Source organism: Rhodococcus sp. HNM0563, from assembly GCF_012726195.1.
Classification (GTDB): domain Bacteria; phylum Actinomycetota; class Actinomycetes; order Mycobacteriales; family Mycobacteriaceae; genus Rhodococcus.
Map to the genome: position 1 here is coordinate 60,739 of NZ_JAASAF010000003.1, position 18,398 is coordinate 79,136.

15 protein-coding genes are annotated in these 18,398 nt (G+C 66.0%); 8 read left to right on the forward strand and 7 right to left on the reverse strand.

All coding sequences use genetic code 11. The annotated features are described in order from the left end of the window. The first annotated feature begins 5 nt into the window (after positions 1-5). The 6 genes from HCA61_RS07255 to HCA61_RS07280 all read left to right on the forward strand — a co-directional run bounded on the left by HCA61_RS07255 (position 6) and on the right by HCA61_RS07280 (position 5,163). Positions 6-1,241, forward strand: a complete 1,236-nt coding sequence (locus HCA61_RS07255) for an MFS transporter (RefSeq protein WP_132476109.1) — start codon at positions 6-8, stop codon at positions 1,239-1,241. Continuing rightward, positions 1,238-2,314 carry an NAD(P)-binding domain-containing protein gene (locus tag HCA61_RS07260; RefSeq protein WP_132476112.1) on the forward strand — a complete coding sequence of 359 codons (1,077 nt, stop codon included), beginning with the start codon at positions 1,238-1,240 and terminating at the stop codon, positions 2,312-2,314. Before HCA61_RS07255 ends, HCA61_RS07260 begins: the two co-directional genes overlap by 4 nt. A gap of 170 nt (positions 2,315-2,484) precedes the next feature. Next, the gene (locus HCA61_RS07265; protein ID WP_226435577.1) at positions 2,485-2,724 is read left to right on the forward strand and encodes a hypothetical protein; all 240 of its coding nucleotides are present in this window, start codon (positions 2,485-2,487) and stop codon (positions 2,722-2,724) included. A 243-nt stretch (positions 2,725-2,967) separates the two neighbouring features. Then, complete coding sequence (locus HCA61_RS07270; RefSeq protein WP_059384781.1) at positions 2,968-3,507, forward strand: DinB family protein; 540 nt, start codon at positions 2,968-2,970, stop codon at positions 3,505-3,507. 364 nt (positions 3,508-3,871) lie between these two features. Beyond that, positions 3,872-4,708, forward strand: coding sequence for a hypothetical protein (locus HCA61_RS07275; protein WP_240959035.1), 837 nt, complete (start codon positions 3,872-3,874; stop codon positions 4,706-4,708). A 35-nt stretch (positions 4,709-4,743) separates the two neighbouring features. Beyond that, on the forward strand, positions 4,744-5,163 hold the full coding sequence (locus HCA61_RS07280) for a CoA-binding protein (protein ID WP_169687520.1): 420 nt from the start codon (positions 4,744-4,746) through the stop codon (positions 5,161-5,163). Between the two features lie 5 nt (positions 5,164-5,168). Here the strand turns inward: HCA61_RS07280 and HCA61_RS07285 are convergent, their stop codons facing one another. The 5 genes from HCA61_RS07285 to HCA61_RS07305 form a co-directional block, all read right to left on the reverse strand. Beyond that, positions 5,169-5,924 (reverse strand): hypothetical protein, encoded by a 756-nt coding sequence (locus HCA61_RS07285; RefSeq protein ID WP_169687521.1) that lies wholly within the window; start codon positions 5,922-5,924, stop codon positions 5,169-5,171. Between the two features lie 49 nt (positions 5,925-5,973). Beyond that, positions 5,974-6,495: a hypothetical protein gene (locus HCA61_RS07290; RefSeq protein WP_169687522.1), complete on the reverse strand. Its 522-nt coding sequence runs from the start codon at positions 6,493-6,495 to the stop codon at positions 5,974-5,976. Next, positions 6,492-7,349 carry an AAA family ATPase gene (locus tag HCA61_RS07295; RefSeq protein WP_169687523.1) on the reverse strand — a complete coding sequence of 286 codons (858 nt, stop codon included), beginning with the start codon at positions 7,347-7,349 and terminating at the stop codon, positions 6,492-6,494. Before HCA61_RS07295 ends, HCA61_RS07290 begins: the two co-directional genes overlap by 4 nt. An 83-nt stretch (positions 7,350-7,432) precedes the next feature. Beyond that, positions 7,433-7,900 (reverse strand): hypothetical protein, encoded by a 468-nt coding sequence (locus HCA61_RS07300; RefSeq protein ID WP_247273005.1) that lies wholly within the window; start codon positions 7,898-7,900, stop codon positions 7,433-7,435. A 158-nt stretch (positions 7,901-8,058) separates the two neighbouring features. Further along, the gene (locus HCA61_RS07305; protein WP_169687524.1) at positions 8,059-9,243 is read right to left on the reverse strand and encodes a hypothetical protein; all 1,185 of its coding nucleotides are present in this window, start codon (positions 9,241-9,243) and stop codon (positions 8,059-8,061) included. A gap of 773 nt (positions 9,244-10,016) precedes the next feature. On the opposite strand from HCA61_RS07305, the gene HCA61_RS07310 reads away from it, so the two are divergent. Further along, positions 10,017-15,494, forward strand: coding sequence for a carboxyl transferase domain-containing protein (locus HCA61_RS07310; protein WP_169687944.1), 5,478 nt, complete (start codon positions 10,017-10,019; stop codon positions 15,492-15,494). Positions 15,495-15,555: 61 nt separating this feature from the next. Here HCA61_RS07310 and HCA61_RS07315 read toward each other — a convergent pair whose 3' ends face one another. Together HCA61_RS07315 and HCA61_RS07320 are read right to left on the reverse strand one after the other, a co-directional pair. Continuing rightward, positions 15,556-15,981, reverse strand: a complete 426-nt coding sequence (locus HCA61_RS07315; RefSeq protein WP_169687487.1) for a hypothetical protein — start codon at positions 15,979-15,981, stop codon at positions 15,556-15,558. A 95-nt stretch (positions 15,982-16,076) separates the two neighbouring features. After that, complete coding sequence (locus HCA61_RS07320) at positions 16,077-16,838, reverse strand: alpha/beta hydrolase (RefSeq protein ID WP_169687945.1); 762 nt, start codon at positions 16,836-16,838, stop codon at positions 16,077-16,079. Between the two features lie 693 nt (positions 16,839-17,531). On the opposite strand from HCA61_RS07320, the gene HCA61_RS07325 reads away from it, so the two are divergent. Then, positions 17,532-18,362 carry a beta-ketoacyl-ACP reductase gene (locus HCA61_RS07325; RefSeq protein ID WP_169687525.1) on the forward strand — a complete coding sequence of 277 codons (831 nt, stop codon included), beginning with the start codon at positions 17,532-17,534 and terminating at the stop codon, positions 18,360-18,362. The last annotated feature ends 36 nt before the right edge of the window (positions 18,363-18,398 follow it).

Sequence of the window (18,398 nt, forward strand, 5' to 3'; positions counted from 1 at the left end):
CGCCGGTGACCGACACCTCGATCCGCCCGCAGCCCGGTGCCCTCACCGGGGCCGGGCTGCGGCGGGTGCTGGCGGTGCTGTGCCTGACCGAGATCACCAGCTGGGGCATCCTGTACTACGCGTTCCCGGTCCTGTCGGTCTCGATCTCTACCGAGACCGGCTGGTCGCCCACGGCGATCACCGCGGCGTTCTCGCTCGGTCAGCTCGCCACCGCGCTCGCGGGTATCCCGGTCGGGCGCATCCTCGACCGGGTCGGACCGCGCACGATCATGACCGCCGGCTCGGTCCTCGCCGTCCCCGCGCTGGTCCTGATCGCGCTCGCCCCCACGCTGCCGGTGTTCTACGCCGGGTGGCTGCTGGCCGGCACCGCGATGGGCGCGGTGCTCTACCCACCGGCGTTCGCGGCGCTGACCCGCTGGTACGGCGACCGCTCCGTCCACGCCCTGATGATCCTGACCCTCGCCGCGGGGTTGGCCAGCACCATCTTCGCCCCGTTGACCTCGGTCGTGGATCAGCAGTCGGACTGGCGCACCACCTACCTGGTTCTGGCGGTGATCCTCGCCGCGATCACCATCCCCGGGCATTGGTGGGGACTATGCGGATCCTGGCCCGCCGCGACCCCGCCGGCGAACGGCGCGGACCTAGGGCACCGGGAGATCGCCCGCAGCCCCGCGTTCCTCGCGCTGGTGGGCGCGTTGGCTCTCGGTGCGTTCACCGCCTTCGCCGGGGTCTTCAATCTGGTGCCGTTGCTGCTCGAACAGGGCTTCTCCCCGTCGGTGGCGGCGGTGACGCTCGGGCTCGGCGGCGCCGGACAGGTCCTCGGCCGCCTCGGCTATCTGACCCTGGTCGCCCGTACCAGCGTCCGCAGCCGCATCGTGGTGATCCTGGCCGGGACTGCGGCAACCACCGCGCTGCTCGGGGCGGTGACCACGGCCGCGGCGTTGATCGGCGCGGCGATCGGCGCGGGACTGGTGCGCGGATTGTTCACCTTGATCCAGGCCACCGCCATCACCGACCGGTGGGGCTCGACCCACTACGGGCGGCTCGGGGGGCTGATGTCCGCCCCGATCGTCCTGGTCATGGCGTTGGCGCCGTGGGCGGGAACCGCCCTGGCCGGCGCGACCGGCAGCTACGCCACCGCTTACCTCGTCCTCGCAGTCGTTGCCGTGATCGCCGCGCTCCTCGCGGTCGCGTCCGTGCCGCGGCTGACCCCCACCGACACCCTCGAAGGAACACCATGACCGACTATGACGCTCTCGTCGTCGGCGGCGGCCAGTCCGGCCTCGCCGCCGCCCACGCCCTGTCTGCTCGAGGCCTGCGCACCGGACTGCTCGAAGCCGGCGACGAGCCGGTCGGGGCCTGGCCGCACTACTACGACAGCCTGACCCTGTTCTCCCCGGCGAAATACAGCGCCCTGCCCGGCCTGGCGTTTCCCGGCGATCCGGACCGCTATCCGCGGCGCGACGAGGTGATCGACTATCTGCGCCGCTACGCCGCCGGACTCGACGTCGACATTGTGACCGGCTCCCGCGTCGAGACCGTCACCTGCGAGCGGGGCGTCTACACCGCCCACACCGCTGTCGGCGGCAGTGTCACCGCGCCGATTCTGATCGCGGCCACCGGCTATCTCGGGTCCCCGAATATCCCACCGCTGCCGGGGCTGGACACGTTCGGCGGCACGGTGCTGCACACCGGCGACTACCGCGACCCCGCTGCACTCACGGGCCAGAACGTGGTGGTGGTCGGTGCCGGTAACTCGGCGGTGCAGATCGCCACCGAACTCGCCGAGGTCGCTACTGTGACTCTGGCCAGCCGCCGACCGCCGAAGTTCCTGCCGCAGCGGATCTTCGGCCGTGATGTGCACTTCTGGCTCACGGTCACCGGAGTCGACCGCGCCCCCTTGGGGCCGTGGCTGCCTGCGTCGCCGACCCAGCAGGTCCTCGATACCGGCCGCTACCGGCGTGCCCTGGCCAGCGGCAACCCGCAGCCGCGGCCGCTGTTCACCGGCCTCGACGACCGCCGGGTGTTCTGGCCCGACGGCGCCGCCACCACCGCCGACACCGTGCTGTTGGGTACCGGTTATCGCCCGCACCTGCCCTATCTGACCGGTCTCGGCGCTCTCGACGAGACGGGCCGGCCCCGGCACCGGCAGGGTCTCTCCACCACTCATCTGGGGCTGGGGTATGTCGGTCTCGAATGGCAGCGCAGCCTGTCGTCGGCGTCGTTGCGCGGGGTCGGCCGCGACGCCGGCCGGGTCGCCGATCGTGTGGTCGCCGCCGCCCGGTCCCGCCGCGCACTGCCTATCCGTCCCTGACCGGCGCTGCGTCCATAGATGTTCACGGAAACGGTGACACCATGGACGGCACACCGCCCGTCCCCTCGGGGGCGGGTTTACCTATCTCTCGTGCGATCCGTCGCCGATTCGAGACGGTGGGCGGCATGTCTGCCGCCGCATGCCCGCATCCGCGTTTACCATCTGTCTCAATGAGAACCCGCGTCGTCGAACGGGTTCCGGCCGACACGACCGCGGGAGCGGCGCTGATGGACATGGACGAACAGTTGCACCAGCTGGCGTGGCAACTCCAGCACAACGGACACGACTGGAGTGAAGTCGCCGCCGAGCTCGGCTGCGACGAAACCGTCGCCCGGGCCATGGCCGACCGATACCTCGCCGACTCCGAGACTCGAGCACAGAAGGACCAATTCTCGCTGTTCGATCTCTGAGCGGCGCACGTCATCCCGCGCTGCTGCTGTTACGCCAGCCGTCCGGCGGTCACGACACGGCGATCCGCGCCGCGCCACTGCGGCAGGTACGTCCGACGTGGCATCCGAGGGTCGACGGGGGCGCTATATCGATTCGCGACATGAGACTGAATTCGGCCGGCAGTTGTGGAGGCCGCCCGGGAGGGGGAAGTCTGGTATCGACGGCCATCGAGTGCCGTCGGCTCCCTGGACAGGTGGTGGATCATGGGCCATTCCGAGCGGGTGGACAGGGCCGCTATCGCCGGCGAGCTCGAACGCACCCGTGTGCATCTGCACCGGCTCCTCGCCGACGCTTCCGACACCTCGTTGCGGAGTCGATCGGCGGGGACGCGGTGGACCAACGAGCAACTGTTGTTCCACATGGTCTTCGGGTACATGGTGGTGGCGGCGCTGCTGCCCTTGGTGCGGATGGTCAGCCGGCTGCCCGCCGGAGTGGAGCGTCGATTCGCCCAGGTCCTCGATGCCGGTACGCGGCCTTTTGACGTGGTGAATTACTACGGTTCATGCGCTGCAGCCCTGGTGTTTGACCGGAACCGGATGGGCACGAAAGCCGACCGGGTCATCGGTGCGCTGAGCCGCCGACTGCAACGCGAATCGGAGCAGGCGTTGGGACGGGGAATGTTCTTCCCGGTGCGCTGGGACCCGTTCTTCACCGATTACATGACCATTGGTGAGCTGTACCGATATCCCGTCAGACATTTCGATTTCCACGAACGACAGCTCACTCTCGATCGTCCGCATTGAGTCAGAACTCAGGCTTCGAGGCAGCAGACTCTTCGATTCGGTTCTCGCGGCTTGGGCACAGGACCGAAACATCGTCCGGGATGCCTGAGGATTCCGACAAGATCGTGAGAATCCCTGACTGACACGAAATTGGAAAGCCGCAGGCCCGTGCGCCGCACTACTGACACCTCCGGCGGGAACCTACACGCGCGATAGATGTCGTCCGGTGTGGCTGTCCGGCGTTCGAGTTCATTGAGGGTCATGCAGGGCTCCTGGGTTGCAGTCGAATGTCTGCGCAAAGGCTTCCAACGCAGCTGCGACAAGTCGACGGTTTCGCTCATTCGGATCCGAACCCCACCGTCGGCACCCGGTAACATCAGTGCCCATGCGAACCTCGGTGAGCGCCCTCCTCACAACCACCGCGATCATCCTGGCCCCAGCGGCAACCGCGGCGGCAGCGCCCGCACCGATCGTCGACGGCAACGGCGCCATCGTCGCTCCGAGTTCGACGACGATCTCTTTCGCACACACCCCGTCGGGTGCACGCGCAGGAACTGCGAACGAGCACGAATCCCGCGCCGGGGTCTCCATCGTCAAGTTGTATATTGCCGAATACGTTGTCCGGCACGGTGATCCGGAAGACCATGCGGATGCAGTCGAAATGATCCGCGCGTCGGACGATGCCATCGCAGACCGCCTGTACGCGAAGTATCCGCAGTCGATCTCCACAACGGTCGCCGAATTCGGTCTTGCCGATACCCATGTGCCCGGCTACTGGGGATTCGGAACGACCTCCACACACGACATGGTGACCTACCTCGAGGCGAAGAAGCGCACCGATCCCGGCTCGCCCGTCCTCGCCGCGATGGCCACTGCCCATGGGACTGCAGCCGACGGCTACCCGCAGAACTTCGGTACCGCGTTGCTCGCGGGAGTGATCGGCACAAAGTGGGGCTGGAGCGACGACCGCGCATTCCACGCCTCCGCGTCCTTCGGGCCCGATTTCTCCGTCGCCGCCTCGGTATACGGGTCGGCCGACCGGTTGACGGAGAACGTCTTCGGTGCGTTCACCGAAGGTGAGACCTCCCCCGAACACGGAACTCCGCTCGCGGACTGCCCCGCCGTCGCGTGGCTCGCAGGCGACCCGACCCTGGGCGCGCCCGCGCAAGCGCTGCTCAACACGGTGCCCCCGCAGCACATCGCCGCATTCTGCGGAGCGTGACGCCCACTCCGCCGCCCGTCCGTACGGTGGAGCGTATGAGCACCACATGGCAGAATCCTGACTCCGTCTCGCTCATGCTCGACGACTGCGCGACGTGGGCAGTGGTCGGCCTGTCGGGCGACCCCAACCGGACCGCGTACCGCATCGCGAAGCTGCTGCGCGAGCGCGGGAAGCGCGTTGTGCCCATCCACCCGGCCGCCCCGAGCGTCTTCGGCGAGCAGGGTTACGCGACCCTCGCCGACGTACCGTTTCCCATCGACGTCGTCGATGTGTTCCGCAGGTCCGACGCCGCGGGCGAATTCGCCGATCAGGCAGTCTCGATCGGCGCGAAAGGGGTGTGGTTCCAGCTGGGGGTGATCGACGAGGACGCCTTCGCGCGAACGACCGACGCCGGTGTCGCGATGGTCATGGACACCTGCCCTGCCATCGAGTGGGGCACGCAGAACAGGAACTGAGTGCGCTACCCGCTGCGCGACAGATAATTCCCGAGGGACGCACCCGACGGATCGTCGAGACGCCAGAAGGTCCAGCCGTCATACTCGGCGTCGTCGTCGCTGACGAACTTCGTGACGGCGTTCGCAGCTGTGGTCGGGTGCCCGAATCGGCGGCCCTCCATCGGGCCGCGGGTGATCTCGACGTTGCTGTTGTCCGCGTCGAAGCGCGCGTGGATCCGGTATCCGCCGAAGTCCGACACGATCGCCGTTCTGGGGTCGACGAAGTCGGGTTCCGCCACGGGCTTGACGGTCTTCGCAGGCTTGGCTCGCGTCCGCGACACCTCTTTACGATGCCGAGAATCGCGAACCCGGTTGAGATTGAGCAGATCCCATCGGTCGTGCCCGTGCGCGACGCTGCTCATCGGGATGGGATGACTGCCTGTGGGAACTCGGCCGGGACGCTCGGCGAGCCACAGTTCGACGTCGGCCGCGATCCCCGATTCCACCTCGTCGGATTCGACCATGTAGAACTGCGGAGAGTCTGTCGCGAGGTCGACGAACACCCAGTACGAAGAACCCGTCGGGTCGCTACCCGGCGTGCCGTCCTGCCTGCGTGCCATCCACTGACCCCTGCTGGTCGACCGCACCCGGACGACGCAGCTGTGCCCGTCCACCCCCTTCACCCGCACCGCACGAGAACCCTTCAGCTGTGTGGCACTTCCGCCTCGCTGAACGACATCGGCGACGAACGCCTGGACGCCCCTGTCGGCTGACTCTTCCATGGGCCAACCATACGATTACATACCGGTTGTCGGAAAGCCCCCATACCGGTCACCGAAAGGCATCGCCTTTGGTCGACAACGCCTTGACGCGGTCGACGATTCGTTCGCGCAGCTTGGACGGAGTGCGCCAACGCATCGCGAGCTTGTCGTAGTCCATGGCGTGCTCGGCAATGATGTCCTTCAATCGGTCGACATCGAGCGGAGCGAGCCGGTCGCGCAGGCCCGCTTCTCCCCCGTCACGGAACGCTTCGAAGGGGTCGAACAGACCGGGGGCACGCTTGGCTCGTCCGGCCGGGGCTTTCCGGACCGGGGCCTGCCTACGTGCCGGAGCCGCGGCCACTTCTGCGGTGACCGGCCTGAGCGCACCGGCGATGGCGTCGGCGAATCGTTGGTTACGTGCGGCTTCGTCTGCGATCACCCGAACGAGGGCGACGAGGGATTCCGCCGCGATCGGCGCAGCACCGTTGAGCCGGAGCAGCGAGGCGCTCGCCTCACCGATCCGAACCCGCAACCGGGCGTCGGACACGTCGTCACGCGAACCACGGTCGTCGTCGTGACCAGGCGAGCTCACAGGTACACCTGCGCGTTCATCAGTATCGTCTCGGTGAGCATGCGCAGGGCATCGAACTGTCCTGCACCACCGTATTTGCGCTTGAGGGTGCCGTAGGGGACGAACTCCGCGGACGCGGCGATCTGGTTCGCTTCGGGAATCCACGCGGGAACGACGCTGGCGATCGTGTCGTCGCGTTGAAGCTGCTCGATGATCGTGCGATGCAGGTTCGATGCGCTGCGGTACTTGGTGATGACCAGGCCCAGCTCACGTATCGAGTGGCCCGTACGGTCCGAGAATCTCGCCACCCGCTTCTGCAACTGCGGGATCCCGTACGTGGACAGGATGTCCGGAATCGTGGGGACGATGTAGCCGTCAGCGGCGCGGAGCCCGTTGAGTGTGAGCATCCCGAGGTTGGGCGGGCAGTCGACGAGGATGTAGTCGTAGTCGTCGGCGATCGGGTCGAGTGCGTCGCGCAAGACCTCGATGGGCCGATCGGATCGGGGATCGGCGTATTGCTGGAAGCTCAGCCCTTCCTGGATCTCCATGAGGTCCAGTGATGACGAGAGCAGGTCGACGCCGCGTACCGCTTCCACCGACGACACATCTTTTTGCAGCGACTTCTCGATATCGAAAGCGTCGGTGTCCAGCTCCACCGCACTCCGGAAGAGCGTGGCAAGGGTACGACCGAGTTCGTTGAGTTCCCGCCACCTCTCCTCCCCGACCATCATCGTCGTGAGGTTGGTCTGTGGATCGAGATCCACAAGCAGCACCTTCTGGCCGAACTCGGCCGCCATGAACTCACCCAGAGCAGCCGTCGTCGTGGTCTTGCCGACGCCGCCCTTCAGGTTGATTGTCGCGATAACCCGCGCCACCAGCGCACTCCTCCGGACCGAATTGCTACACGTCGATGCAGCAAACTACACCGGAAGACGGACAAAGGCGACGCAGAATCCGCTCAGTGCCCCTGCGACTCCACTGCGACGCGCTCGTAATCCGCAATAGCCTGGTCACGGCCCACCATCGAGTCTGCCGTCGCATATCCCGACAGCGATACCGCCGGCTTGTGGTCGATCACGGCACTTACGACCTCACCGCCCGAGGTGAACACGATAATCCCCTTGGCTTCGTCGCCGGGAAGTTCTTCCCACACCACTCCCTCGGTGCCGAGTGCGCGATTGATCTCACTCATCAGCAGTGGAGCACTGAAGTAATACATCCGGTCCCACGAGTCGCTGTCGAGCCCACCCGCCTCCGCGACCTCACCGAGGGTCCGCTGCTGCCCCGAGGTGAGAACCGAGTCGAACTCCGACTCCATTTTCGGATCATCGACCACGGTCACAGTGGATCCGGAGCCGCAACCGACCAACATCGCCGCTGCCACACCGCCGAGTGCGACCGATTTCCAACCCCTGAAAGATGTCACTTTTGCCCCTCGCGTCACTTTTGTCCCCCCATCAGACGCGACGGACGCTAACACCGAGACAAGCAGTTGATCAGTGGTGCAACTCACTATTATCGAAGGTGGATTCGACCTATATACGACACGTAATTCGCCGTTGTGGTCATTCACAATCCCCCGCGTCAATCCTTTGCAGTCAGCTCCGCAATGTCGCCGAGGAGCGCGGATTGCAGCACACCGATCGACTCTGCGGCACCCCCGAATTGATCGCCGACGAAGTTCGTATTGTGGGTCGAGAGTTCGCGCGCCCCTGAGCGCCCGATGAGGTCGTCGATCCGGTCATCGAGGCTTGCTGCACGCTGCGCAACTTCCACCATGGCCATTCTCCCGTCTGCGAACCCGAGGAGATCCCCGATCCGAGCGAGCGCCGCAACCCTGTCGAGAAGCTGCTCCCAGACCGTGCCCAGCGCCGCAATCCGGGACTCGAGCCCCGACCGCGCGGCGGGCGCAGCGCTGATCGCGTCGTCCAATTCGGTGAGCAGTCCCCGCAGTGCGATTACATCGGTGGCGATCTGGGTGAGTTCGTCGGTGAGGTTCAGCTGTGATCGCTGCACGGCGAGATGCTCCGAATGCCATGCCGGCGACGACTCGATCCGGTCGTACAGTGCCCCCGCAAGAAACAGCAGGGTGTCGTAGCGGTCGACGAAGCGATCGGCCTCGTCGGGCATCTGCCTGGCGAGTACCTCGGCCGCGCGACGCCCGACATCCGCCACGATCGCGCGGTCGGACCACCGGCCCACCCGGTCGCTTGCGACCGTGAGCACCGCATCGCGGGCCCGATCCACGCCGGTCGTCGGGATCGGGGCGGGCGTGCGCTGCAATGCCCGGAACAACGCCTCACGCTGGTCGAGCTCGAGATGAATCCCATCGCGACGTTCACGACGTACGGCACGCACCCCCTGCGCGTAGTGAGCCGGCGAATGCACGATGGACTGCCGCGCCGCGCGGATACGCTTGTCGATCTCACTCGCGCGATGCTCGAACACCATCCTGGACAGACCGGGACGCTGCGATGCAGCACGAGCGGCGGCCCTCTCCCGCTCTTCGGTGAGGCGACGAAGCTCTCCGAACCCACCGATGTCCGGAATCCGGCGCGCGAGGCTCCGACGAGCGGCGAGCACCGATCTTGCGGACTCATCGAGGTAACCGGACGCGATCGCGACAGCGGCGTCGTCGGACAAGGGGTCGTGGTGGCCTTCGATGCGGCACTGTTCGCACCACCGTCGAACCTGGGCGGCGATGCGCTCGCGGCGTTCGAGCTGGGACTCGAACTCCCCGGGAACGCTCGAGTGGTCGGGCTCGGTCATGGTGCCCCTCCTCGGAGATTGTCGACCTCCACTGTTCCAGAATTCAGCGACGCCGTCCGGCACAGCGGTATCCCCAGAGTCGACCCAGGGTGTCCGCGGGCCCGGAGAGCGGCGCGTGCGCCCACGGTGGCCGACAGAAGACGTCGATGAGCTGCGGTGATCGATGTCACACGAAGAATCTCCGAAAGGCGGGTACGTTCGCCTTCCTGCAGCCGAGCCGGAGGCCCCACCTGACCGAAATGCATTGCCCCACAAAGGCATATCCCATCCGCGCCGGTCGACATTTCGACCCGCTTCGAAGTTACCCGCCGGTGTTACCCCACGGTACAGCTCGCGACACCCCTGCGCGGAAGGCGCCGAGTCACCTCGACTGCCCCGGGAATCCGTGCCCCACAACGCCTCCCATCGGTACCGCGAGCGCAAGCAACCACTCCCGGTCACCGAACCTCAAAACGTGACAAACCCTCATGTTTCCTCCATGCTGTTATCCGGACGGATCACCCGAAGCAGGGGGGCGTTGTCACAGCGACAACCGCGGGCTTCACGCACGATCCGGCCGAACCGCCCAACGGCGCCCTGGGGCAGGGACCACGGGGCCGGGACCGACACGCATGCCCACGCCAACCACGAGGAGGCCGACCGATACATGTTCACCAGCCGCGTTATCAACCCGTGACGCGGGACGAACATTCGGTCGATACTGCTTCCTCGAACGGGGTTGAGCTTCGACGAGCGCGGTATGCGCACAACCATGGAGAACGGTGGCAACGAGTATGTTCAAACGGATCGCAGTGGTCAATCGGGGTGAGGCGGCCGTCCGCCTCATCCGGGCAGTCCGGGAGCTGAACTCCGAGCACAACTACGACATCACGACGATCGCGCTGCACACCGAGGCCGAGCGGCGCGCCATGTTCGTCCGCCAAGCCGACGAAGGTGTCACCCTCCGGCCGTCCACGACGGCCGCAACGCCCTACCTCGACTACGTCGAGCTCGAGCGCGCGCTGACCGAAGCGAAGGCCGACGCCGTGTGGGTCGGCTGGGGCTTCGTCGCCGAGGACCCCACCTTCGCCGACGTGTGCGCCCGGCTGAACATCACATTCATCGGCCCGTCTTCCGACGCGATGCGTCTGCTCGGCGACAAGGTCGAGGCAAAACTGCTCGCAGAGAAGGTCGGCGTTCCCGTCGCTCCGTGGTCGGGCGGCCCCGTCGAGAACCGCGCCGATGCGCGCCGTCACGCCCAGGCCATCGGCTACCCGCTGATCATCAAGGCCCGCTCCGGTGGCGGCGGACGCGGCATCCGCAAGGTCTACTCCGAGGACGAACTCGAACTCGCACTCGAGCGCACCCAGGGCGAGGCCGAGCGCTCGTTCGGTGACCCGGTCGTGTTCATCGAGCGTCTCGTCACCGATGCGCGCCACGTCGAGGTGCAGGTCATCGCCGACAACCACGGCAACGTCTGGGCACCCGGCGTGCGCGACTGCTCGATCCAGCGCAAGAACCAGAAGGTCATCGAGGAGTCCGCCTCTCCGCTGCTCACCAAGGCGCAGGCCGACGAGCTGCGGAAGGTGTCTGCCGACCTGGTCCGCGCCGCCGCCTACAGCGGTGCGGGCACAGTCGAGTACCTGTACCAGCCCGACCTGAAGATCTTCACCTTCCTCGAGGTCAACACCCGTCTGCAGGTCGAGCACCCGATCACCGAGGCGACCACCGGCATCGACCTGGTCAAACTGCAGATCCTGGTCGCCGCCGGCGAGAAGCTCCCCGGCGAATGCCCGCCCGAGTTCGGCCACGCTGTCGAGGCCCGGCTGAACGCCGAGGACGCCGACAACGGCTTCGCTCCCGCGCCCGGCACCGTGCAACTGCTCAAGTTCCCGCTCGGCTCGGGTCTGCGAGTCGACACCGGCATCGCCCAGGGCGACGTGATCCCGCCCGACTACGACTCGATGGTCGCCAAGATCATCGCATGGGGCCGCGACCGCGACGAAGCTCTCGCCCGGCTCCGTACGGCGCTCCGCGAGACCACCGTCGTCCTCGACGGCGGCACCACCACCAAATCGTTCCTCCTCGACCTGCTGAGCCGCGAAGAGGTCATCGAGGCCAGTGCCGATACCGGCTGGCTCGACCGAACCGGCGCAGGCACCGCCACCGGGCCGACGAAGGTCGCCGACATCGCGCTTCTCGCGACAGCGGTCGACGTGTACGACGCCGACGAGGCCCGCGCCCGCGCCGGCTTCCTCGCTTCGGCACGCGGTGGCCGTCCCCGCGCCGGCCAGACCGGAACCCGCAAGATCGAACTGAGCTACCAGGGACAGGGCTACGAGCTGCGCGTCGGGCAGATCGGTCCGCACCGGTACCGGATCGGTGCGGGCGGCTCCGAACTCGAGGTCGACATCGAGCGACTCGGCGAGTACGAAACACGTCTCACACTCGACGGAAAACGCCACAACGTCGTCTCGATCGCGGGGCCCGCACACTTCCTCGTCGAGGTCGACGGCATCAGCCACCAGATCAGTCAGGACGAAGCCGGTGTCGTGCGCACGCCTGCTCCGGCCGTCGTGGTCGCTGTGCCCGTTGCCGTGGGCGACGAGGTCGAGGCCGGTCAGACCCTGGTTGTCCTCGAATCCATGAAGATGGAGACCGCGGTCCGGGCGCCGTTTGCCGGCAAGGTCCGCGAGATCCTCGCAGTCGTCAACGGCCAGGTCGATGCCGGCGCTCCGCTGCTGCGCGTCGATCAGGTTGCCGAGGAGGCCACGACCGCGGTGGCCGAGCGGGTGGAGTTCCCCACCGCCGCGCCCGCGTTGACAGACGACGCCGTCGCCGACGCCCACGCTCGCCTCGACCGACTCGAAGCCCTGATCACCGGCTACGACGTGTCGGCCGAGCGCACCGCAACACTGCTCGGCGAGTACGAGCAGCTCACCGCGAAGGCCGCGTCCTGCGACCTGGTGCGTGCCGAACTTGCGCTGCTCACCACCTTCGCCGACGTCTGCGAACTGTCGCGCAACCGTCCGACGCAGGACGAGGAGAACAGCGACGACAAGGTCCACAGTCCTCGCGAGTTCTTCCACGGGTACCTGCAGTCGCTCGATGTCGAGGTCGGCGGGTTGCCGGAAAGCTTCCGCGGACGTCTTTCGCGGGCACTGCGTCACTACGACGTCACCGAGCTCGAGCGCACCCCCGAACTCGAAGAGGCCGTCTACCGGCTGTTCTGCGCGCAAGAACGCATCGAAGCGCAGATTCCTGTGGTTTCGGCGCTCCTCGACCGCTGGCTCGAACACGGCACGGGTGAGTCCGGTGTGTCGAGCGAACTCAACGAGGTTCTCGACCGCCTCATCGTTGCCACTCAGGTCCGCTTCCCGGTCATCGGTGACACCGCCCGCAACCTGCGCTACCGGTTCTTCGAGGAGCCCGTGATCCGCAAGGCTCGCGAGCAGGTGTACGACGGGGTGCGCGGTTCGCTCGCGTATCTCGCCGAACACGACAACTCTGCCGACTACGCGGAGCGGATCGAGGCACTGGTGGCAACGCCGGAGCCCCTCATCGATCTGCTCGCGCAGCAGATTTCGCGCCCCGAGTCGGTTCCCGGACCGCTGCTCGAGGTGATCACGCGGCGCGCGTACAAGATCCGCACTCTCGAAGACGTGGAGTCGAATGTTCGCGACGGGCGCCAGTTCGTCACCGGCAACTTCGACCTTCGCGGTACCCGGCTGTACCTGATCTCGGCCGAGGCCCAACATTCCGATCTCGCTGCGCTGCTCGATTCCGTCGAGGCGGCCGCGCAGCCGCTGCCGAGCACCGAGAACCTTGTCATCGATCTCTACCTGGCATGGGACGACGCTCCCAGCGATGCCGATGCACAGGCACAGGCACTGCACGCCGTGCTGGCCGCCAGGCCGGTCGTCTCGACCGCGCGTCGTGTGACGGTCACGGTGTGCCACACCGACAATGCCGAGGAGCACGTCTTCACGTTCAGGCCCTACGAGACGGGTTACGCGGAGGAGACCAATATCCGCGACATCCATCCGCTCACCGGTCAGCGCCTCGACCTGTGGCGCCTGAAGAACTTCGACGGTAAGCGACTCCCCGCGAACCCGGATACGTACCTGTATCACATTGTTTCGCAGGACAATCCGTCCGACGAGCGGTTCATCGCCCTTGCCGAGGTGCGGGATCTGACACCGCAGCGGGACGAGTCCGGCGCGATCGCGGGCCTGCCCGCGTTCGAGCGGGCACTCGCGAGTTCGCTCGACGGCATGCGCCGCGCGCAGGCCGCTCGCGGTGGTCGTCGTCTCGATGCCAATCGTGTCGTGCTGTTCGTCTGGCCCGTCGTGGACCTGACCTTCGACGAACTGCGCCGGACCGCACAGAATGCCGCCCCGCTCACCGTCGGTGCCGGACTCGAGGAGATCACCGTCATCGGTTGGCTCCGCGAGAACCCGGAGCAGCCCGCGCGTGAGGTGGCACTGCGATTCTCGTACCGGTCGGGTGCCGGTGTGGTCGTGGGCCTGACCGATCCGCCGAAGGAGCCGCTCAAGCCGCTCGACGAGTACACCCAGAAGGTGCAACGCTCCCGCGCCCGCAACACCGTGTACCCGTACGAGCTGATTCCGCTGCTCACCGGTAAGGGCGGCAGCTTCGTCGAGTACGACTTCGACGAGTCCGGCCGGTTCGTTCCGGTGGATCGCCCGTACGGTCGCAACAAGGCAGGACTGATCGTCGGTGTCGTGACCACCGCAACCGAGCTGTACCCGGAGGGTATGACTCGTATCGCGATGTTCGGCGACCCGACCAAGGCGCTCGGCACTGTCGCGGAGGCAGAATGCTCACGCGTCGTCGCCGCCGTCGATCTCGCCGAGGAGCTCGGTGCCCCCGTCGAGTGGTTCGCGCTGTCGTCCGGTGCGACGATTTCCATGGACTCCGGTACCGAGAACATGGACTGGGTCTCGCGGGCACTGCGCCGCATCATCACATTCACGCAGGACGGCGGCGAGATCAACGTCGTGGTCACGGGCATCAACGTCGGTGCACAGCCGTACTGGAACGCCGAGGCGACCATGCTCATGCACACCAAGGGCATCCTCGTGATGACACCCGACAGTGCGATGGTGCTCACCGGTAAGCAGTCGCTGGACTACTCCGGTGGCGTGTCCGCCGAGGACAACTTCGGTATCGGTGGCTACGACCGCGTCATGGGACCCAACGGGCAGGCGCAGTACTGGGCCCCGAACCTTTCCGCCGCGATCGAGGTGCTCTTCGGGCACTACGCTCACGCGTACATCGCGCCGGGCGAGCGGTTCCCCCGTAAGGCGGAGTCGACCGACCCGATCGACCGCGACGTGCGCGTATACCCGCACGTGCACCCGTCGAGCGACTTCACCACCGTCGGCGACATCTTCTCGTCGGAGACCAACCCGGATCGGAAGAAACCGTTCGACATCCGCACGGTGATGCGTGCCGTCGTCGACCAGGATCACGCCGTACTCGAGCGCTGGGCCGATATGGCGGATGCTGACACCTCGGTCGTGTTCGATGCCCACCTCGGTGGCCATGCCGTCTCCGTCATCGGCATCGAGTCACGGGCCATCGCTCGTAAGGGCTGGTTCCCGACGGATGGTCCGGACCAGTGGACCTCGGGCACACTGTTCCCGAAGTCGTCGAAGAAGACTGCGCGCGCGATCAACGCGGCGAGCGGTAACCGTCCGCTCGTGGTGCTCGCGAATCTGTCGGGCTTCGACGGCTCGCCGGAGTCGCTTCGCAATGTGCAGCTCGAGAACGGCGCCGAGATCGGACGGGCGATCGTCAACTTCGATGGCCCCATCGTGTTCGTCGTCGTCTCCCGCTACCACGGCGGCGCATTCGTCGTGTTCTCCGGAGCACTCAACGAGAACATGGAAGTGCTCGCGGTCGAGGGCTCGTTCGCCTCGGTACTCGGTGGTGCGCCCGCCGCGGCCGTGGTGTTCACCCGCGACGTCAACAAGCGCACGGCGAACGATTCGCGCATCGTCGAGCTCGAAGCCCAGATCGCGGCGGCGGAGGACGGCGAGAAGGCACGCCTCGGAGTCGAGCTCGCGTCTCTGCGGACCTCGGTCCGCTCCGAGAAGCTCGGTGAGGTCGCCGCAGAGTTCGAGGCCATCCACAATATCCAGCGTGCCCAGCGCGTCGGATCGGTGGATGCGATCGTGCCTGCCGCCGAGTTGCGCCCGCAGATCATCGCGGCGTTGGAGCGTGGCATTGCGCGGACCCTCGCGTAACCACCTGTAGAACCATCGAAGCCCCGCACCGGATTTCCGGTGCGGGGCTTCGTCGTAGTTCCTAATCGTCCCAGTCGTCGTCCCGGTCGTCGTGATCGTCATCCCGGTCGTCGTGATCGTCGTCGGCGAGGTCGTCGCACCGGTCCTCCCACTCGTCGTAGAAGTCCTCGACGTAATCGGGGACCGTGTCGTCCCCATCGTCGAACCACGCGTTACAGGTGCTGGTATCGATGAACGGGATTCCCGGCGGCAGAGCGCTCGCCGGCTCTGCGGAGCCTGTTCCGTGCGCAGTCGCGAGCGCGGTGCTCGATGTCGTCGACGGGATCGGTCCGGTCGAGGAGGGATCGGCGACCGTCGAGATCGTGTAGGTCGAGGTCGATGCGGAAGGTGCGGACTCGTTCGAGGTCGAAAGCACGAAACCGGCTGTTCCGGCTGCGGCCGCGGTCGTCAGTGCTGCGGCTGCCCACCAGGTGCGGCTCAGGGCCATAGTCTTCTCCTTCGCAAGGGGTGTTGTTCGGTGCACCCTTACTCTGGAGCCCCACGATGAGACGTCCATGAGGCGAAGATGACGATTTCTTCATCTTAGTCGAGGATGCGGATCCATTCGATGAGCGCGTGTGCGACCTCGTGCGGGACCTCCGGGATCAGCGCGTGACCGCTGCCGGGGATGAGGACGGTTGCAACCAGGTCGGCACCGAATTCGTCGATCAACTCCGAACGGGTCTCGGCCGGGCGGAACACATCGTCTTCCGCCTGCACGTCCAGCAACGGGGACGACGCTATCGGCCACCACGATTCCTTCTCGGTCGCTGCCATCGCGGCACGCTGGGCAACGATCGCGTCGGGCCACCAGCCATCGAGCCACACCGAGGGGTCGTGCCCCTCCGCGAAGAACACCTCACCCAGATGGACGAGGCGTTCGGCGTCGGGCAGTGCCGAGTCGGAACACTTCGCCACTCGCTCGGTGAGCGACGCGGGGAACCGGCGTGCGCCTGCAGCCAGCACGGCGACTCCTCTGACGAGATCCGGGCGATCCACTGCCAATACCCGTGCCACGTAGTGGCCGAACGCGTGTCCGGCAAGGACCGCGGGCCCCGTGTCGAGCATCGTGAGCACATCCGCCACATCACCGGCGAGGTCGTGCAGATCCAAGTCGTCCAGAGGACCGCCACTCGCGCCGACGCCCCGGGGCTGAGGACGCACGGCGCAATACCCTGCGTCCGACAGGTCTTGCGCGATCGGATCGAATTCATAGGAGTCCCGGCCGAGGGAAGGCAACAAGACCACTGCCGGACCCGCGCCGTTCACCAGCACTTCGAGTTCTGTTCGGCCTGTACGAATCATCTGAGTCTGCGTCACGCGGACATCATCTCAGTCGACCCACCCAGTCGGCAGCAAGCTGTAGTTCTTCGCCACACCGTAAACCTGCCTGTGCCCAACATCACATCGGGGCCGGAGTGGAACTCCGCTCTGTTCGGGACCCCTTGATCACGAATGCTGAAGTCGACTCCCTGACACTGAGTGCAATCAAATTGTGCACTGCATGCCATTCTGACGCATCATGCTGATTGGACCGCTATTTTGCTTCATACCAATGTGTTTCAGAAACGCGTCCGACGAAATCAAGATCGTCTGCGATGACCCCCGATCGGTCCTGACTACGAAGTAAGACTGTGCGCCACAGCAATTTCCGAATCGGCTCGCACCAGCACCGAATGGATACGCTACGGACAAACAGTCTGTTCGTACTCCCCGGTAAGTGCCGCGTTTCATCTAGAAGATGTTGCACCCCAATTGATTACATGCCACATGACGATCCGACGCCCGGAACGGCAGCAATACATTCCACATGACAATCCCGCGGAAGTGCTGCATCATTGAATGCGCAGGGAGTTAACGAGCAGGGGCGCTCGAAACGCAACGCGAAGCAGGGGAAATCTCGCAATCGCGCACTAACACAAGACCATCGGGCACACGCAGCCCCGAAGGGCACGTCGCCGTGCCTGACGCGACCGCCGCCAGTCAGAGGAGACGACAATGACCAGCACCGCCGAACCCACCGCGAAACTCGTCCAGGGCAACAAGCTCCGCGGACGCGTCGCGTTCGTCACCGGTGGAACCCGGGGCATCGGTGCCGCTATCAGCCGTAGCCTCGCCGCTCAGGGCGCGACAGTCGCGGCGGGATACGGACGCAACACCTCGCAGGCCGACCAATTCCTCGCGGAGATCAAATCCAACGGCCGCGACGACGCGAACTACTCCGTGCACAAGGGTGACGTCGCCAGCGCAGAGGATTGCCGCCGGACCATCGACGAGGTCATCGCCGAGCACGGCCGTCTCGACATCCTGATCAACAATGCCGGCATCACGATCGACCGCACGGTGCTCAAGATGGAGGACGAAGACTGGGACAAGGTCATCTCCGTCAACCTTTCCGGTGCGTTCTACCTGGCCCAGGCCGCGCTTCGCCACATGCTCGAGCGCGGCACCGGCCGTATCGTCAACGTCTCCTCGGTCATCGGCGAAACGGGCAACATCGGCCAGGCCAACTATGCAGCTTCCAAGGCCGGCCTCTTCGGCCTCACCAAGACACTCGCCAAGGAAGCGACCTTCCACCTGGGCAAAGCGGGCCTCCTGACCCCCGACAGCATCGGCGTCACCGTCAACACTGTCACCCCGGGCTTCGTCGCCACCGAAATGGTCGAATCCATCCCCGAGAAGGTCCTCGGTCGTATCACCGACAGCATCCCGGTGAAGCGTCTCGCGAATCCCCACGAGATCGCCCGCGTCGTCCATTTCCTCGCAGCCGACGACTCCTCCTACATCACCGGTCAGGTGTGGGGCGTCAACGGCGGACTCGACATGTGACCGCTCGCTCCACATCCAGCCCACATACCACTGAAC